This is a genomic window from Kocuria palustris (assembly GCF_016907795.1).
Taxonomy (GTDB): domain Bacteria; phylum Actinomycetota; class Actinomycetes; order Actinomycetales; family Micrococcaceae; genus Kocuria; species Kocuria palustris.
Map to the genome: position 1 here is coordinate 2,203,327 of NZ_JAFBCR010000001.1, position 17,293 is coordinate 2,220,619.

Annotated in this window: 13 protein-coding genes and 1 tRNA gene; 8 read left to right on the plus strand and 6 right to left on the minus strand. The window is 70.8% G+C overall.

Going from position 1 to position 17,293, the window contains the following annotated elements; all coding sequences use genetic code 11:
* Nucleotides 1-32: 32 nt before the first annotated feature.
* Entirely contained in the window at nucleotides 33-338 is a 306-nt protein-coding gene (locus JOE55_RS09775; protein WP_204782768.1) for a hypothetical protein, read from the plus strand.
* A 36-nt stretch (nucleotides 339-374) separates the two neighbouring features.
* Here the strand turns inward: JOE55_RS09775 and JOE55_RS13450 are convergent, their stop codons facing one another.
* Entirely contained in the window at nucleotides 375-1,733 is a 1,359-nt protein-coding gene (locus JOE55_RS13450) for a DUF4031 domain-containing protein (protein ID WP_204782769.1), read from the minus strand.
* A 98-nt stretch (nucleotides 1,734-1,831) separates the two neighbouring features.
* Here JOE55_RS13450 and JOE55_RS09785 point away from each other — a divergent pair.
* A tRNA-Arg gene (locus tag JOE55_RS09785) sits at nucleotides 1,832-1,904 on the plus strand.
* 59 nt (nucleotides 1,905-1,963) lie between these two features.
* Here the strand turns inward: JOE55_RS09785 and JOE55_RS09790 are convergent.
* Nucleotides 1,964-2,686: a hypothetical protein gene (locus tag JOE55_RS09790; RefSeq protein ID WP_204782770.1), complete on the minus strand. Its 723-nt coding sequence runs from the start codon at nucleotides 2,684-2,686 to the stop codon at nucleotides 1,964-1,966.
* Between the two features lie 81 nt (nucleotides 2,687-2,767).
* Here JOE55_RS09790 and pcrA point away from each other — a divergent pair, with 81 nt between their 5' ends.
* Complete coding sequence (pcrA, locus tag JOE55_RS09795; RefSeq protein ID WP_024289080.1) at nucleotides 2,768-5,140, plus strand: DNA helicase PcrA; 2,373 nt, start codon at nucleotides 2,768-2,770, stop codon at nucleotides 5,138-5,140.
* Nucleotides 5,141-5,182: 42 nt separating this feature from the next.
* Here pcrA and JOE55_RS09800 read toward each other — a convergent pair whose 3' ends face one another.
* The gene (locus JOE55_RS09800; protein WP_051990503.1) at nucleotides 5,183-5,950 is read right to left on the minus strand and encodes a hypothetical protein; all 768 of its coding nucleotides are present in this window, start codon (nucleotides 5,948-5,950) and stop codon (nucleotides 5,183-5,185) included.
* A 208-nt stretch (nucleotides 5,951-6,158) separates the two neighbouring features.
* Between JOE55_RS09800 and sucC the strand changes: the two genes are divergently transcribed.
* From sucC to JOE55_RS09825, 5 genes are all read left to right on the plus strand, one after another.
* Entirely contained in the window at nucleotides 6,159-7,328 is a 1,170-nt protein-coding gene (gene sucC, locus JOE55_RS09805) for an ADP-forming succinate--CoA ligase subunit beta (protein WP_006215563.1), read from the plus strand.
* Nucleotides 7,329-7,360: 32 nt separating this feature from the next.
* On the plus strand, nucleotides 7,361-8,278 hold the full coding sequence (gene sucD, locus JOE55_RS09810) for a succinate--CoA ligase subunit alpha (RefSeq protein ID WP_024289078.1): 918 nt from the start codon (nucleotides 7,361-7,363) through the stop codon (nucleotides 8,276-8,278).
* Between the two features lie 212 nt (nucleotides 8,279-8,490).
* Entirely contained in the window at nucleotides 8,491-8,850 is a 360-nt protein-coding gene (locus JOE55_RS09815; protein ID WP_204782771.1) for an Nramp family divalent metal transporter, read from the plus strand.
* A gap of 113 nt (nucleotides 8,851-8,963) precedes the next feature.
* Nucleotides 8,964-9,194, plus strand: coding sequence for an MDR/zinc-dependent alcohol dehydrogenase-like family protein (locus JOE55_RS09820; protein ID WP_204782772.1), 231 nt, complete (start codon nucleotides 8,964-8,966; stop codon nucleotides 9,192-9,194).
* 107 nt (nucleotides 9,195-9,301) lie between these two features.
* Complete coding sequence (locus JOE55_RS09825; protein WP_204782773.1) at nucleotides 9,302-10,951, plus strand: alkaline phosphatase D family protein; 1,650 nt, start codon at nucleotides 9,302-9,304, stop codon at nucleotides 10,949-10,951.
* Between the two features lie 411 nt (nucleotides 10,952-11,362).
* On the opposite strand, the gene JOE55_RS09830 is transcribed toward JOE55_RS09825, so the two are convergent.
* The 3 genes from JOE55_RS09830 to JOE55_RS09840 form a co-directional block, all read right to left on the minus strand.
* On the minus strand, nucleotides 11,363-12,511 hold the full coding sequence (locus tag JOE55_RS09830) for a VIT1/CCC1 transporter family protein (protein ID WP_006215532.1): 1,149 nt from the start codon (nucleotides 12,509-12,511) through the stop codon (nucleotides 11,363-11,365).
* A gap of 249 nt (nucleotides 12,512-12,760) precedes the next feature.
* Nucleotides 12,761-13,909 (minus strand): hypothetical protein, encoded by a 1,149-nt coding sequence (locus tag JOE55_RS09835; protein ID WP_204782774.1) that lies wholly within the window; start codon nucleotides 13,907-13,909, stop codon nucleotides 12,761-12,763.
* 299 nt (nucleotides 13,910-14,208) lie between these two features.
* Nucleotides 14,209-17,265, minus strand: coding sequence for a DEAD/DEAH box helicase (locus JOE55_RS09840; RefSeq protein ID WP_204782775.1), 3,057 nt, complete (start codon nucleotides 17,263-17,265; stop codon nucleotides 14,209-14,211).
* Nucleotides 17,266-17,293 lie beyond the last annotated feature (28 nt).

Here is a 17,293-nt window from a genome sequence, read left to right on the forward strand (position 1 = left end):
GCCCACCGTCTCGGCGCGGATAGGCTGGAGCCATGGCACAGGACCCTCGAGGACAGCAGCGACCCCCGGCGGACTACAGCGCGGCCGCGCGCACCGGCAGCGACCAGGAGTACACCTACCTGGCCGCGGGCATGGTGGCCGGAGCGGTCCCCGGAGTCATCGCGGGGCTGCTGGTGTCGCTGGCGATCGGGCACGCGGCCATGTGGGTCTCGGTCATCGGCGGCGTGGGCATCATCATCGGGCTCGTGACGGCCAGCATCCTGTGGCGCCGGCGCCGGACCCGTCTGCAGGCCGAGCAGGCAGAGCAGGCCCAGGGGCAGCAGCCTCCCAGGAGCTGAGCGCCGTCGCGCCGCGCAGTGTCGCCGAGCGGTTGTTCACCGCGGACCGGCGCTGAAGAACCGCGGATCCCGGCGGCGCAGCAGCGGGATGACCTGGCGGCGCACCAGCGGGGCCAGGGACGGCTCGGCCTCGGCGACCGCCTCCGGTCGCAGGTCCAGCGGACGCAGCTCCTCGATCTCCGCCTGCGGACGGGGCTGCTGCGCCTGCTCGTCCAGATCGACCGTGAAGACGGTCGAGGAGACCCAGGTGTCCGCCTCGTTGGCCGCCGGCGAGTGGAAGCGGCCCAGCAGCTGCAGGTCCTCCGCGCTGATCACGGCCCCGACCTCCTCGGCGACCTCGCGCTCAGCGGCCTGCTCGGCCGTCTCACCGGGCTCGAGCTTGCCGCCGACCAGCATGAACTTCTGCGTGCCGCGCTTGCGGACGGTCAGCAGACGACCCTCGCGCAGGAAGCACACGCCCACGATCGTGAGCACGTCCAGGCCCTCCGGCACCTGGATCTCCCGCAGGGACTCCAGGCGCAGGTCGTCGATCTCGACGGCGAGGTTCTCCGCCGCCTGCTTGGCCCACAGCTGCTGCCCCTTGGGCGTGCGGTAGAGCTCGGCCGCGGAGAGCTGCTCCAGGATCTGCAGCCGCCCCCGCACGAAGTCCGGCCGCGGCACCGAGGCGTACTCCTCGGACACCCTGCGGACGTAGTCGGCGTACACGGCCGGGGCGCCGCCCAGCACCGCCAGATCGGCATCGCACAGCAGCTGCCCCGCGTCGTCGTCGGGCCGGGGACGGTGGGAGGCGGTGAGGCGGACCAGGCGGGCGACTTCGGCGACCTCCGAGGCCTGGAAGCCGGCCTCCGGCAACAGGCGCTCGGCCAGCTCGGCGGAGGCCTCCTCATCGGCGCCGGGGCGGCCGTCGTAGACGGCGTCGTGGAACCAGGCGGCCAGCACGACGGGCCGCGGCGGGGCATCGTCGGTGAGCAGATCCAGCGCCCTCAGCACGGCCAGCAGGTGGGTGCGGTCGTGGTAGCGGCGGTGGGGCTCGCCCCAGCGCTCGAGCAGCTCGGCGGGCAGGCCGCGCAGCTCGGGGTCGATCCCGATGCCGCTGTCCCAGCGCGAGCGCAGCGCGTACTCGGCACGCTCGCTGCGACGCGCAGCCGGGATCCTCAGCCCGGACTGCACCAGGCGCCGGGCCAGCTCCTTGCCGTCGACCTCGATCGCGCCTTCGGCCACGGCCTTGTCGTAGTGGGCCACTGCGACGTCGTAGTGATCGCCGTCGAAGGCCCGGGGGCTCACGCCGATCCGCCGAGCCATCTCGTGCAGCTCGTCCAGGGAGCTGTCGGAGACCAGGTGCGAGAAGACGGTGCCATGGGCAGGCCAGCGCGCGGGATCGATGTAGACAGCCATGCGCGTCAATCTATCGCCCGGCACCGACCCCGCCCGGCACTCGCGCTGCCGCCCGCTGTTCGGAGCGGCAGGCTGCGGGCCCTATGATGGTCGCCGTCGCCCCCGTAGCTCAGGGGATAGAGCACGGCTCTCCTAAAGCCGGTGTCGCGCGTTCGAATCGCGCCGGGGGCACCCCTTCTTCCTTCTTCCTTCTTCCGCGCTCGCACGCGGTCCTGCACCGGGCCGCCGGCTCAGGCCTGCTGGTCCTGGCGCCCGCGCTGCGCCATCTCGCCGGCGATCCGACGCACCGAGCGCAGCATGGCCCACACCAGCAGTGCGACCATGCCCAGCAGCAGCGCCCCGCGCAGGTTCATCAGCAGCGAGGCCATGCCCACCAGGGTCTCGTCCTGCGGATCGGCCACGGCGCGGTCCAGGACCGAGCTGCCGAGCAGGTAGACGATCGTGAACAGCGCCACCACGCCCAGGCCGGCCCAGCGGAACAGCGCCGCGCCCCTGGACTGCAGGAGCACGAAGGCCGCCCAGCCCACGGTCATGCCCAGCGGGGCGATCAGCGCCGTGGAGCGGTGGATGGAGCGGTAGGCCTCGGCGGCGCCGTCGTCCATGGCGTCCGTGAAGCCCCGGAACCACTCGGCGTCGAATCCCAGCAGGCGCAGCTCGGGGACGCCGTGGCCGCCTGCCATGGCCGAGGCGAAGCCCGGCAGGATCACCAGGTTCACGTAGAGCAGGAACAGCGCTGCGACCGCCATGAGCACGCCCACCAGCATCATGGGGCTCGACGGCGAGCTCTCCGGCTCCGGGCGCAGCTGCTCGCGACGCTGAGCCGCGGCTGTGGTCGTCGAGGCCCCGGTGCTCCGGGCCGCCGGGCGCGATCGGGCGGCAGTGGTGCGGCCGGTCGGTGCCTGCGCAGCGCTGTCGCCGTGCTTCTTGATCTTCTGCGCCCGCGAGAGTCCCATGCATGCAGGCTATCGGCCATGCGGCACCGGATCGCGACGCCCGCTGTGCTGTCCGGCGGCTCTTCTAGACTCGAGCCCATCATGGACTTCCTCTCGGACAACCCCCTGCTCTCCTCCCCGCCGGCCTCGGGCGCAGCCAGCGCCATGGAGTCGGCTCCGGGGCGGCGCAGCCCGGAATCCCTCCTGGAGGGGCTCAACGGGCCGCAGCGCCAGGCTGTCGAGCACGCCGGCTCGCCGCTGCTGATCGTGGCCGGGGCGGGCTCGGGCAAGACCCGCGTGCTGACCCACCGCATCGCCTATCTGCTGGGCACGGGGCGGGCGCATCCGGGGGAGATCCTGGCGATCACCTTCACCAACAAGGCCGCCGCGGAGATGCGCGAGCGCGTGGTCGAGCTCGTGGGGCCGTCTGCGCGGACCATGTCCCTGTCCACGTTCCACTCCTTCTGCGTGCGCGTGCTGCGGCGGGAGGCCACCGCGATCGGGCTGAAGTCCACGTTCTCGATCTACGACTCCGCCGATTCGCTGCGAGTGATCACCGCAGTGGCCAAGCAGCACGAGCTGGATCCCAAGCGCTTCGCCCCCAAGGCGCTGCAGCACGCGATCTCCTCGCTGAAGAACGAGCTGATCGACGACGAGACCTATCTCTCCCGGGCCACCGGGTCGGATCCGTGGGAGCAGGCGGTCGCGCAGACCTACCGCGGCTACACGCAGCGGCTGCGTGCGGCCAACGCCCTGGACTTCGACGACCTCATCTCGCAGACGGTGCACATGCTGCGGGCCTTCCCCCAGATCGCGGAGTACTACCGCCGCCGCTACCGGCACGTCCTGGTCGACGAGTACCAGGACACCAACCACGCCCAGTACTCCCTGATCCGGGAGATCGTGGGGCATCAGGGTGATCCCACGGGCCTGCCGCCTGCGGAGCTGACGGTCGTGGGCGACTCCGACCAGTCCATCTACGCCTTCCGCGGGGCGGACATCCGCAACATCACCGAGTTCGAGAAGGACTATCCCTCCGCCCGGACCGTGCTGCTGGAGCAGAACTACCGCTCGACCCAGACCATCCTCTCCGCGGCCAACGCCGTGATCTCCCGCAATGCCGGGCGCCAGGACAAGAGGCTGTGGACCGCCGAGGGCGATGGCACCGAGATCGTGGGCTACGCGGCCGAGTCCGCCCACGAGGAGGCGCGCTGGATCGCCGAGGAGATCGACCGCCTCCAGGATGCCGAGGGCATCCGTCCGGCGGACGTGGCGATCTTCTACCGCACCAACGCGCAGTCCCGCTCGCTCGAGGAGATCCTCATGCGCGTGGGCCTGCCCTACAAGGTCGTGGGCGGCACCCGGTTCTACGAGCGCAAGGAGATCAAGGACGCCCTGGCCTACATGCGCGCGCTGCTGAACCCGGATGACGAGGTCACGGTCCGGCGCATCATCAACGAGCCCAAGCGCGGGATCGGCGACCGAGCCCAGGGCGCCCTGGCCGCCCTGGCCGAGCGCGACGGACTGTCCTTCATGGACGCCGCCCGCCGGGCCGAGGAGGCCCCGGGCATGGCCTCGCGCTCGCTGAACGCGGTGAAGGCCTTCGTGCAGCTCATGGACGACCTCGCGACCGTCGCGGAGGGCAACAGTCCGGCCTCGGTGGTGGAGGCCGTGCTGGAGCAGACCGGCTACCTGGAGGCCCTGCGCACCTCGGAGGACCCCCAGGACGAGACCCGCGTGGAGAACCTGGCCGAGCTCGTGGCGGTGGTCCGCGAGCACGAGCGCGAGCATCCGGAGCACGGGCTGGCGGAGTTCCTGGAGCACGTGGCCCTGGTCGCCGACGCCGATCAGATCCCCGATCCCGACGAGCAGTCGCAGGGCGTGGTGACCCTGATGACCCTGCACACGGCCAAGGGCCTCGAGTTCCCGGTGGTGTTCCTCACCGGCATGGAGCACGGGATCTTCCCGCATCAGCGCTCCATGACTGATGAGAAGGAGATGCAGGAGGAGCGGCGCCTGGCCTACGTGGGGATCACCCGCGCCCGCCGCCGCCTCTACCTGACCCGCGCGGAGAACCGTTCGCAGTGGGGGCAGACCCAGTACAACCCGCCGAGCCCCTTCCTGGAGGAGATCCCGTCCGAGCTGATCCGCTGGGAGCGCGAGGGCTCCGGCGCGCGGCCGGGCTGGGGCGGGGCCGCCTACGGCTCCGGGCTCATGGGCTCCGGCGGCTCGCAGGGCGGGGCGGCGGCCACGTTCCGGCGCGGTGCCCGCACACCGGCAGCGGGGCGCGTGGATCCGCAGCGGGAGGTCCTGGCGCTGAGCATCGGCGAGCAGGTCGACCACAAGAGCTTCGGGCGCGGCACCGTGGTGCAGCTGGAGGGCCGCGGGGACCGGGTGATCGCCAAGGTCAGGTTCGGCTCGGAGGAGAAGCGGCTGCTCGTGCGCTCGGCCCCGCTGAGCAGGGTCTCCGAGTGAGCAGGACCTTCGAGTGAGCCGCTGAGCGGCTGGCGGTCGTCTTCAGAGGAACATCATCAGGAACCACGACGCCGCCGCGCTCCAGCGCAGGCGCCCACCCACCAGCAGGTGCACGACCCCCAGCAGGGTGCAGCTGACCAGTGTCGTGAGCAGGTCGGCCCACCCGCCGACGAACAGGTCCGGAATGCCCAGCAGCAGGCCCAGCGCGATCCCGCCCAGAGGGACGCGCCGGGTCCAGGCGCGGCGGATCAGCGATTCGCCCATCGACTGGACCAGCGCCAGGATCAGTGCGAAGAGGATCGCGTAGCCCGTGTGGAAGATCACCCAGGCCGCCGTCGCGAACGCCACGGAGGTCCCGTAGGTGCCGTAGAGGCCCAGCCACAGCTCGACCGGCTGCATGGTCCAGCCGCCCACGAGCAGCGGCGGGAGGATCACGGCGGACAGCAGCGCGACCACGAACAGGGCCAGCGCCAGGGTGGGGGAGCGGGGGTCCGCCTCGACGTCCGGCTGGCGTCGTCCGGCCGTGAAGACCCGGCGAGCCCCGGAGGCCCGCTGCAGGCTCAGATATCCGCGTCGGGCGCCGAGCAGGGCGATCAGGCCCATGCCGAGCCACAGCAGCGACTGGGGCCACAGCGGAAGCAGCCTGCCGGGCGGGTCGAGCAGATCGGGGACCTCGGCCAGGGGGATGCGCAGCGCGCACAGCGCAAGGCTGATCAGCAGGACCCATGTCGAGGCTCGGAGCATGGCCGCCCGGGCGGGCGGCATGGAGCGGGGCCGCTGCCTCTCGCCGCGCCGTCGGGTTGCCTGCATGCGGGACAGTCAATCAACTCGGAGGCCCCGATGGGCGCAGGGCGGGGCCGAGGGCGAGTCCGCTAAGCTGGGTTCAGGAGAGGCACGTCGCTGTGCCCTGCGCCGGGGATGCACTTGGCGGAGCAGGGCCCGCGCGCCTCGACGGCAACGATCGGCCGCACATCCGCGCGGCCGGACCAAGAACTTCGACGAAGAAGGGCTCTCAACCGTGGACCTGTTCGAATACCAGGCACGCGACATCTTCGAGAAGCACGGCGTGCCCGTGCTCCAGGGCATCGTGGCGACCACTCCGGAAGAAGCAAAGGCAGCTGCTGAGAAGATCGGCGGCGTGACCGTCGTCAAGGCACAGGTCAAGGTCGGCGGCCGCGGCAAGGCCGGCGGCGTCAAGGTCGCCAAGACCGCCGATGAGGCCTACGAGTACGCGCAGCAGATCCTGGGTATGGACATCAAGGGCCACACCGTCCACCGCGTGATGATCGCCCAGGGCGCAGACATCGCGGAGGAGTACTACTTCTCGGTGCTGCTGGACCGCGCCAACCGCTCCTACCTGGCCATGTGCTCCGTCGAGGGCGGCATGGAGATCGAGCAGCTGGCCGTCGAGCGCCCCGAGGCCCTGGCTCGCGTGGAGGTCGATCCCGCAGCCGGGCTGACCGAGGAGAAGGCCCGCGAGATCGTCGCACAGGCCAAGTTCGACGAGGAGACCGGCGCCAAGATCGTGCCGGTGCTCGTGAAGCTCGGCGAGGTCTACAAGAACGAGGACGCGACCCTGGTCGAGGTCAACCCGCTGGTCAAGACCGGCGAGGGCGACATCGTGGCCCTGGACGGCAAGGTCTCGCTCGACGACAACGCCGACTTCCGCCACGAGGACCACGCCTCCCTGGTCGACAAGAACACCGAGGACCCGCTCGAGGCCAAGGCCAAGGAGAAGGGCCTCAACTACGTCAAGCTCGACGGTGAGATCGGCATCATCGGCAATGGCGCCGGGCTGGTCATGTCCACGCTCGACGTCGTGGCCTACGCCGGCGAGAAGCACGGCGGCGTCAAGCCTGCGAACTTCCTGGACATCGGCGGCGGCGCCTCGGCCGAGGTCATGGCCAACGGCCTGGACGTCATCCTGAACGACCCGCAGGTCAAGTCCGTGTTCGTCAACGTCTTCGGCGGCATCACCGCGTGCGACGCCGTGGCCAACGGCATCGTGAAGGCCCTGGAGATCCTGGGCGACACCGCGACCAAGCCGCTGGTCGTCCGCCTCGACGGCAACAACGTCGAGGAGGGCCGCCGCATCCTGGAGGAGGCGAACCACCCGCTGGTCACCTCCGTGGACACCATGGACGGCGGCGCCGACAAGGCCGCAGAGCTCGCCGCAGCCGCCAACTGAAACCGCCGGAAACCGAAAGCAGAGGAATCAGAATGTCCATCTTTCTGAACAAGGACTCGAAGGTCATCGTTCAGGGCATCACCGGCGGCGAGGGATCCAAGCACACCGCCCGGATGCTCGCAGCAGGCACCCAGGTCCTGGGCGGCGTGAACGCCCGCAAGGCCGGCACGACCGTCTCGCACAAGGACGCTCAGGGTGCCGACGTCGAGCTGCCCGTCTTCGGCGGCGTGGCCGAGGCCATGAAGGAGACCGGCGCGAACGCGTCGATCGTCTTCGTGCCCCCGAAGTTCTGCAAGGACGCCGTGATCGAGGCCATCGACGCCGAGATCCCGCTGGTCGTCGTGATCACCGAGGGCATCCCCGTGCAGGACGCGGCGGAGTTCTGGGCCCACGCCAAGGCGAACGCGGGTGAGGACGGCCGTCCCAAGACCCGCATCATCGGCCCGAACTGCCCCGGCATCATCTCCCCGGAGGAGTCGCTGCTGGGCATCACCCCGGCGAACATCACCGGCAAGGGCAAGCTGGGCCTGGTCTCAAAGTCCGGCACCCTGACCTACCAGATGATGTTCGAGCTGCGCGATCTCGGCTTCACCACCGCGATCGGCATCGGCGGCGACCCCGTCATCGGCACCACCCACATCGACGCTCTGGAGGCCTTCGAGGCCGATCCGGAGACCGAGGGCATCGTGATGATCGGCGAGATCGGCGGCGACGCCGAGGAGCGCGCGGCCGAGTACATCAAGGCCAACGTGACCAAGCCGGTCGTCGGCTACGTCGCGGGCTTCACCGCCCCGGAGGGCAAGACCATGGGCCACGCCGGCGCCATTGTTTCCGGCTCCTCCGGAACGGCCCAGGCCAAGAAGGAGGCCCTCGAGGCCGCCGGGGTGAAGGTCGGCAAGACCCCCACCGAGACCGCCGACCTGATGCGCGAGCTCATGGCCGGCAAGTGACCGATCCGCGCTGAGAGCGCCTGCCCTCAGCGGAATCATCGAGCACCGGGGCCCCTCCTTCAGGAGGGGCCCCGGTGCTCTCGCGCATCCGGGGCATCCCACGGCAACAAGGCACGGCGTGGTGCGCGTCATGTCCTAGGTTGGGGCATCTCTCCGTCCGCCTGCAGGGACCCGCATGCCCGTGCCGCCTCGCCCTATCGAGAGGCACCCAGATGCCCCACGACGACACCCTCCCGGCCACAGCCACGATCGACGCCGACAAGGTCGATCCGTACCTGGTGACCGGCCGCGAGACCGCGGAGCCCCCGGAGCGCATGGGCGGGCGCTTCCGCTTCCTGGGCCCCGGCATGATCACCTCCGCGGCCGTCGTGGACTCGGGCGAGCTGCTCACGGCCACGACCCTGGACGCGCAGGTCGGCTTCATGCTGCTGTGGCTCGTGCTGATCTCGACCTTCCTCAAGGTGTGGGTGCAGATCGAGCTGGGCCATTGGTCGATCTCCACGGGCCGGGTGGCCGTCTCGGGCTACGACGACGTCCCTCCCCGACTCGGTCGGCGCGGCTGGATGTCGTAGCCGGTCCTGCTGATGTTCGCGCAGTTCCTCACGAGCCAGGCCGGTGTGATCGCGGCAGTGCGCCGCGGGGGCACCATCGTGAAGGTGGGCAACCTCCCCGGGGCGAGGTCCCCGTGGCCCTGGGCGGGATCGTGACCCGGGAGATCACCTACCGAGGCTCCTACCGCTTCGTCGACGAGATCTCCGATGCGCTGCGGCTGATGGCCGAGGGCGTGGACGTCTCCCCGCTGATGACGCACGAGGTGACGCTCGCCGATGCCGTGCACGGCTTCGAGCTGGCCGCGGACCGGAGGACGGGGTCCTCGAAGGTCATGATCGATCTGCGCGGGACGGCCTGGGCATAGGTCCCGGCATGGGCTCGTGACCTGGGGCATCGCGTCTTCACCTGCGTGACGACGCGGTGTCACCTCGGCGTGGGCGCGCAGACGGGCGGGGTTCGGATGATGGGGCCATGACTTCCGTCTCCCGCCGCGGTCTGCTCACCGCCACTGCCTGCACCTCCGTCCTCGCCGCCTCCGCCGCCCCCGCCACGGCCTCTCCGGCGGTCGCCGCGCCCAGCCAGCGCCCCTCGGCTGCGGGTATCGTCTGCCGCCGCCTCCACCTGCCCTCGGGCATCATGACGGGGGAGGCCTCGAAGGACTCCGTCGTCGTGTGGTCGCGCTCCTCCGGCGACGGCCGCATGATCGTCAAGGTCACCGCGGTGGACGATGCCTTCAACCCGGCCCGCGGGCGCGGGCGCTTCGAGAAGACCGTCGAGTCCGGATGGGTCACCGCCGAGACCGACCACACCGCCAAGATCGGCGTGACCGGGCTGCCCTCCGGCTCGCAGTTCCTCTACGCCGTGCAGTTTGAGGACGAGTCCGGTGTCCGCTCGCCCGCGGAGTTCGGGACCTTCCGCACCGCTCCCGAGGGGCTGCGCCCGGGCCGCGGCCAGCGCGTCCGCCGGCCCTCGGGCACCCGTCAGTCCTTCGTGTGGACCGCCGACACCGCGGGGCAGGGCTTCGGCATCAACCCGGATCTGGGCGGTATGCGCACCTACCGGGCCATGGCGGCCACGAACCCGGACTTCTTCATCCACGCCGGCGACACGATCTACGCGGACGGCCCCATCGCGGCAGAGCACCAGGAGACCGACGGCCAGGTCTGGCGCAACGTGGTGACCGAGGGCGTGGCGAAGGTGGCCGAGACCCAGGAGGAGTTCCGGGCCCGCCATCGCTACAACATGATGGATCACAACATCCGGGACTTCTACGCGCACACCGCCCTGCTCTCGCAGTGGGACGACCACGAGACCACTAACAACTGGTACCCCGGCGAGACCCTGGAGGACGAGCGCTACACGGTCCTCGATGTCGACACCCTCGCCCAGCGGGGCCGTCGCGCGTGGCAGGAGTACCAGCCCATCGGCGACGCCCGCGCGCTCAAGCCCGGGACATCCGGCTTCGAGGATGCGCGGATCTACCGCAAGATCGAGCGCGGCTCCCAGCTGGACGTCTTCTGCCTGGACATGCGCACGTTCAAGGGCGAGAACACCGCCGGCAAGGAGGCTCACGAGACGGACATCCTGGGTGAGGAGCAGACCCAGTGGCTGATCGACGGCCTGCGGGACTCCACTGCCACCTGGAAGTGCCTCTCGGCCGATCTCCCGCTGGGGCTGGTGGTCCCGGATGGCAAGGCCCAGGAGTCGATCTCCAACACCGATCCGGGCAACCCGCTGGGGCGTGAGCTGCAGCTGGCCCGGGTGCTGAAGTCGATCAAGGACAACGGCGTGAAGAATGTCTTCGTCATCACCGGCGACGTCCACTACTGCGCCGCACACCACTACACGCCGGAGAACGCGGCCTTCCAGGACTTCCACGAGTTCTGGGAGTTCGTGGCCGGCCCCATCAACGCGGGCTCCTTCGGGCCGAACAAGCTGGACCGGACCTTCGGCCCGGAGGAGGTCTTCTCCAAGGCAGGCCCCGCCATGGGCTCGCCCCGGGACGCGGCGTTCCAGTTCTTCGGCCACGTGGACCTGGACGAGCAGGACCTCATGACGGTCTCGCTGCGCGACGGCAACGGGGAGATCGTGTGGGAGAAGCAGTTCGAGCCGCAGTCCTGAGCCGACCCGGATGAGCAGCGCCCGGACCCGTCAGGGCCCGGGTGCAGTGCGTGGCATGACAGGCCGATGGCCGCGAGGTGACGGATGCAAGGCACCCGGCGCGGGGAGAGATGCGCCTCCAGAAGGAGAATGCTCGAGGCCATCGGCAGACAGTCATGTCTCAATGAAGGGAGTCGTGGGCTGAGCGACTGCTGCCACTGCTGCTGCCGGCGACGAAGCACCCCCCAGTGCGGCCGTGCCGACGTCTGCGACAGTGGTCCTTCATTGCTGTGTGGCGCAAAGGCCACGAGCCGGATCATATCCCAGCCTTGGGGACAGCGGTGCGTCCCTGCAGGAAATACGTGCCTTGAGTGATGCAGTTCACAGCCCCGGAACAGGCTCCGGACATGGGCGGACGTGCACCCGGGCCGCTCAGCCGACCGTCGTGTTGAACAGCAGGCCCAGCAGGTAGGTCGCGATCGCCGCTCCGTAGCCGATCGAGAGCTGGCGCAGGCCCCTCTTCAGCGGGGACGCCCCGGACAGCAGGCCCACGGCGCCGCCGGTGACCAGCAGGGCGATGCCCACCAGGACCATGGCCAGCACCAGTGCGGGCATGCCGGCCATCCCCAGGATGAACGGGATGATCGGGATGATCGCCCCGGAGGCGAAGAAGCAGAAGCTCGAGGCGGAGGCGCCCAGATCGGTCCCCAGGGCCACGTTGTCCTCGCCGCTGTCCGCCTGGTCGTCCTCGTCCTGGTAGGACAGCGACGGGTCGCAGTCGCAGTCGAGATAGCCCAGGCGCTCGGCCGCGCGATGCGCGGCGGCCTCGGCCGACATCCCGCGGGCTCGGTAGACCAGCTCGAGCTCATTGGCCTGCAGATCGAGCTGGGGCGCCACGTCGAGGGTGACCTGGGTGGGCAGCGAGGCATCGAGCATCTCGCGCTGCGAGCGCACGGAGACGAATTCGCCTGCGCCCATGGACAGGGCACCGGCCAGCAGGCCCGCGATGCCCGTGAAGAGCACCTGGGATCCCGCCATGCCCGTGGCGCCGACGCCCATCACGAGCGCCAGGTTGGACACGAGGCCGTCGTTGGCGCCGAAGACCGCGGCGCGGAAGTTGCCGGACAGCCGCTGCCGGCCGTCGTTGGCCAGGGCGCGCACGATCTCCTCGTGCAGGGCCTCGTCGGCGGCCATGGAGGCGGGGACATCGGCATCGTCGGCGTACGGCGAGCGCGACTCGGCGCGCTGCAGCAGCGCGAGCACGAAAACGGTGCCGAAGTGCTCGGCCAGCAGCATCAGGGTGCGGGAGCCGAGCGACGGGCGCGTGGGGCCCAGCCCGTACGGGGCGAGCTGGCTCTGCCAGTGCCGGCTGTGCCTGCCCTCGGCCTCGGCCACCTCGAGCAGTATCCGGCGGTGGCGTCCCTCGGAGCGCTCGCCCAGCCTGCGGTAGATCTCCGCCTCGGCCTGCTCCTCGGCCAGGTAGCGCCGCCAGCGGCGGACCTGGGAGCGGGTGGCTGCCCCGGGATCGCCCGGGTTCAGCGAGGCGGGGGAGTCGGAAGAGGGCGCGGGAGAGGCGTTCATGGAGGAGTCCTGTCCTGTCGAGGCTCGGGCGGTCTGGGACCAGCCTGGCCGATGGGCTGAAGGTCTCGCTCATCCGCATGCGGACGGCTCGCCGGGACTCCTCCGTGAATCCGGTATGTCGACGAGCCTCCGGGGGCCGAGGCCGCCCTGGAACTACTCCCCTTCGATCGGGCGAGTCTACCTGCCCCGCGGATCGCCGGTCCGCCTCAGGGTGTGGAATCGCTCACGGCGCGACGGCCTGGGAGGACTTCAGGATGTGGGGCGATGGAACGAGATCACCGGGGCCACTGAGTCCGAGGCCTGGGGGTCCTCCTCCGCTGAGCCGGTCTGCGCATCTCCCACGCCCCAGCGGAAGCGGTAGGGATTGCCGCACAGCCGCCCGATGCGCATGCCCTCGACCATCAGCTCGGAGGCCTCCTCAGCCGGCATGGGGCCGCAGCTCCAGGCGACCCCGCCATGGGCGGGCTGGCGCCAGCGGGGCTCGACGAAGTAGTCCTCGGCCCTCGGCCACAGGGCGCTCGGGCTGTTGACCCCGGAGAGACTGATGACGGTCCCGTCGGGCCCGGTGCGGGCCCAGGCGGACGGGGACGGGGGAGCGTCCTCCTCTGGGGGCGCGGAGTAGCGCAGGACCAGGATGTCCTTCCAGGCGAGCTCCTCGAGCTCGTCCAGCAGGCGGTCCCGCAGCTCGTCCCAGACCTCATGGGGCCACTCGCCCGTGGATGCCGGCGCTGCGATCAGTCCGATCCCGGGGTCGTCGAGCTCCAGGATCTCCCGGGCCACCGGCATGTCCCTCTGCCTCGGCTCGCCGGGCTGGCCTCCGTCCAGGCCCATCCCGTCCAGCGCGCGCGCCCAGTCGCCGCCGCCCAGACGGCGGGCGACGACCGAGGCGGCCGGCGGCCAGCGCAGCTGATGGGACTGCGGGACATCGGCGACGAGCCGGGTCTCCATGAGCAGCTCCTGGTACCGCGACTGGCGCAGGACCGGGCGCTGGCCCGAGTGCACCTGCTGGCGCAGCGCGCCGACCAGCATGAGGCTGTTGGCCAGGATGGCCCCGGAGGGGTCGTACCCGCCGGTCAGGTCCTCGAGGATGTCGACGTCCTCGGGGCTCAGCAGGGCTGTCGCCTGGGGATCGGGCTCCAGGCCCTCGGCCACGGCGGCCACGACCTCGACGCCCAGGCGCAGCTGGCGGTCGTCGTAGTGGGCCCGGTCGCGGGCGACCGGCTCGCCGAGCACATCCCGGCGCAGCCACGCGGCCCAGGAGCTCGGTGCCCTGTCCGGGAACAGGGTGTGCAGACGGCGGCGGATGTCGGCGGGTGCGAGCCCGGAGGCGACGAGCGAGTCGGCGACCAGGGCCGGGACGCCCTCGGACTCGGGCCGGTCCGCTGAGATGTGGGACACGGCGATCACTTCCTCGGCAGGCAGAAGGCGGTTGCGCGGCGGTGCGCGGGTGGCGTCGGCAGCTGAGCGCGCGTTCCACGGGGCGGCGGATTGCTCCGAGCGCAACCGACGAGCGGCTCATGGGCGGGCGGAGACGCCTGTCCGGACGCTTGTCGCATCCGGTCGGCCCGCGGGCGGCCTGACGATCTCGCGCGGCCTCCACGCTAGACGAATCCGGGCGCAGTCTCACGGGACCACAGGCCCCGGACGGCATTATGACGCCGCGGGCGCGGGCGCGGGGCCGGTGGGTGGGAACGGCCTCAGTCCCGCAGCAGCTCGAGGACGTCGTCGGCGCTGAGCTGGGAGGCGAAGGTCCCGTCGTCGTCCATCACGGAGTCGAACAGCGCGGCCTTGCGGCTCTTGAGCTCCATGACCTTCTGCTCGATCGTGCCCTGGGCGATCAGTCGGTAGACGAGCACCTTCCGGGTCTGCCCGATCCTGTGGGCTCGGTCGATCGCCTGGTTCTCCGCCATGGGGTTCCACCAGGGGTCCAGCAGGAAGCAGTAGTCGGCCTCGACCAGATTCAGGCCCGTGCCTCCGGCCTTGAGGGAGACCAGGAACACGCGGGTGCGTCCCGAGCGGAAGTCCTCGATCGCCGTGGCGCGGTCGCGGGTCGAGCCGTCCAGGTAGGAATAGGGGATGCCGAGCCGGTCCAGGCGCGCGGCAGCGAGCTTGAGGAATCCGGTGAACTGCGAGAACACGAGCGGACGGTGCCCCTCTGCGACGATCTCCGGCAGGTGCTCGAAGAGCACCTCGAGCTTGGAGGAGGGGACCTCCATCTCGGGATCCACCAGCGACGGGTCCAGGGCCATGAGGCGCAGCTTGGTCAGCGACTGGAAGATCGTGAACCGGTTGCCGTTGAGATCCTGCAGCAGCCCCAGGACTTTGGATCGCTCGCGCTGCAGGTGCAGGTCGTAGAGCCGGCGGTGCTCCTCGGACAGCTCGATCTCGAGGGTCTGCTCGATCTTGGGCGGCAGCTGAAGATCCACGGACTCCTTGGTGCGGCGCAGCATGAACGGGGCCAGGCGCCGGCGCATCCGCGACAGCGCGGTGCGATCGCCCGAGGTCTCGATCGGGCGCTGATAGGCCTCCGCGAAGCGCCGTCGGGACGGGAACAGCCCCGGGGCGGTCAGTGCGAGCAGCGCCCACAGGTCGGTCAGCCCGTTCTCCAGCGGGGTGCCGGTCACGGCGATCGTCGTGTCGGTGCGCAGGGCCCGCGCGGCGCGGTGGGCGCGGGTGCGCGGATTCTTCACGAACTGGGCCTCATCCAGCACCACGGCAGAGAAGTCGATCGCGCTCCACAGCTGCTCGTCCAGGCGCAGCAGCGCGTAGGAGATCACCACGACGTCGTGCTCGGCGGCCAGCCGCCGCGGGTCCTCTCCGGTCGCCGAGGCGGTGCCGGGCATGGAGCGCACGGACAGCTCGGGGGCGAATCGACGGATCTCCGAGACCCAGTTCGGCACCACGGAGGTGGGCGCCACCACCAGGAAGGGCCCGCCGGCGGGGGCTCCGTCGATGCCCGCAGCAGCTCGATCGTGGGCGCGCTGGAACATGGCGATGGTCTGCACCGTCTTTCCCAGGCCCATGTCATCGGCGAGCACGCCGCCCAGGCCGAGATCGTGCAGCGCTGCCAGCCAGCGGAAGCCGTCGACCTGATACGGGCGCAGCTGCGCGTGCAGAGCCTGCGGCACCTCCGGCGGATCCTCCTCCTCGAGCCCCGCGCTCAGGCGGGTCACAGCCTCGCGCCACCGGCTGACCGGCTCGGAGCGATCGGCCAGCTCCTCGAACTCCTCCCACAGGCCCAGCTGGTGCCGCGAGATCATGGGCGCGTCCGAGGGCGAGTCCTGCAGGGACCGGGCCTCCTTGAGCAGGTCCCTCAGCTTCTCGAAGCGCGGGGCGTCGAGGCCGAACCAGGTGCCGTCGGGCAGCATCATCACGTCCTGGCCCTGGGCCAGCGCCTTGAAGATGTCGGCGAAGGCCACGTGGAAGTCGCCCACGCGGATCGACACGCCCAGGTCGAACCAGTCGCGGCGCTGGCTCGAGGCAGTGCTCACCGTGATCTCCGGCGGATCCTGCGACGGGCGGTAGGCCGGCTCCGTGCCGCGGGTCTCGATGCGCAGGTCATGGATACGCTCGAGCTCGGGCAGCCAGTCGCGCAGCAGCACCACGGCGTCGTAGCCCACGTAGGCGCTGCGGCGGAACTCGAGGTCGGGGATGCGCCGGTGGACGGCGGTGGTCATGGACGACTCCCAGGTGGAGTCGCGGCGCACCGGCTCGGTGCCCAGGGGATCCGCGGGGCGGAAGGGCAGCCGCAGGCGCTCAGCTCCCAGCTGGTACTCCCACTCCCACTCCAGGCGCACCGTGAGGTCATCGTGGGTCACCGTGAGGACCATCTCCGGGGCGGCGACATCCGGCAGCTCGATGGAGCCGTCGTCGCTGGTCATGGCGATACGCTGCTGCAGGCGGGGGAACCACCGCTCGACGAACTCCTGGACCTCGTCGTCCGGGACCGTCATCTCCTGCGCGGTCTCCAGGAAGCGGCGCTGATCCCGGGTCAGGCGCGTGCTCAGGGGCACCAGGCGCAGCGACATGGCGTTGAGATCGGACTCCGGGTCCAGGTGCTCCGGCGCGGAGCCGGAGAAGGCCGGAGGGGCGTCGTCCTCGGCCACGGGGAAGAACAGGCCGTGCCCCGGATCGCCCACGACCCCGGCCGAGGTCAGCGGGATTACCCGGCGCAGGCCCTCCTCTTCGACCACGACCTCCGGGTGCAGGACCAGGCCGTGGTCCTCGTCGCGGCTCAGATCGACCTGGAAGCGCCCGACCGGATCCAGCACGACGGGCCGGCCTCCGCCCGCGCTGACCAGGGAGACGTCCAGCTGCTCGGCGCGCTCGAGCAGCGGCCACAGCATGGGCGACTCGTAGTGCTCCACCCTGATCCAGTGCCGGTCATGGGCGACCTGGCGCGATCGCACGTTCGCGAGCACGCGCAGCTCGTCGAACCAGTCCGCCTGCTCGGGGCTGACGACCCCCGTGCGACCGGCGTCCACCACGCGCTCCCAGTCCAGCCCGCCGCGGATCCAGGTCCCGCGCGCCCCGCGTCGAACCGGGCGCATTCCCAGGGTGTAGGGAGCCCCGGCGGCGGGCGCCGCCTGACGGACCCTGCGCAGCAGCGGCAGCTGCAGGTCGAACTCCAGTCCGACCTGGGCCGATGGGCCGTCGTCGAAGGAGGCCTCGAGCGCGCTGTCCTCCTCGTCGTCGAGCATCCGCTCAAGCGCGCGCTTCCATCCAGAGGCTCCGGAATCGGGTGAGGCGGTCATCCGACCGATTCTACGCGGCGCCCGGCAC

Coding starts and splice junctions, on each gene's coding strand:
- JOE55_RS09800 (WP_051990503.1), bottom strand. CDS start 5,950: ATGCAGGCAACCCGACGGCGCGGCGAGAGGCAGCGGCCCCGCTCCATG.
- sucD (WP_024289078.1), top strand. CDS start 7,361: ATGTCCATCTTTCTGAACAAGGACTCGAAGGTCATCGTTCAGGGCATC.
- JOE55_RS09825 (WP_204782773.1), top strand. CDS start 9,302: ATGACTTCCGTCTCCCGCCGCGGTCTGCTCACCGCCACTGCCTGCACC.
- JOE55_RS09790 (WP_204782770.1), bottom strand. CDS start 2,686: ATGGGACTCTCGCGGGCGCAGAAGATCAAGAAGCACGGCGACAGCGCT.
- pcrA (WP_024289080.1), top strand. CDS start 2,768: ATGGACTTCCTCTCGGACAACCCCCTGCTCTCCTCCCCGCCGGCCTCG.
- JOE55_RS09830 (WP_006215532.1), bottom strand. CDS start 12,511: ATGAACGCCTCTCCCGCGCCCTCTTCCGACTCCCCCGCCTCGCTGAAC.
- JOE55_RS13450 (WP_204782769.1), bottom strand. CDS start 1,733: ATGGCTGTCTACATCGATCCCGCGCGCTGGCCTGCCCATGGCACCGTC.
- JOE55_RS09840 (WP_204782775.1), bottom strand. CDS start 17,265: ATGACCGCCTCACCCGATTCCGGAGCCTCTGGATGGAAGCGCGCGCTT.
- JOE55_RS09815 (WP_204782771.1), top strand. CDS start 8,491: ATGCCCCACGACGACACCCTCCCGGCCACAGCCACGATCGACGCCGAC.
- JOE55_RS09775 (WP_204782768.1), top strand. CDS start 33: ATGGCACAGGACCCTCGAGGACAGCAGCGACCCCCGGCGGACTACAGC.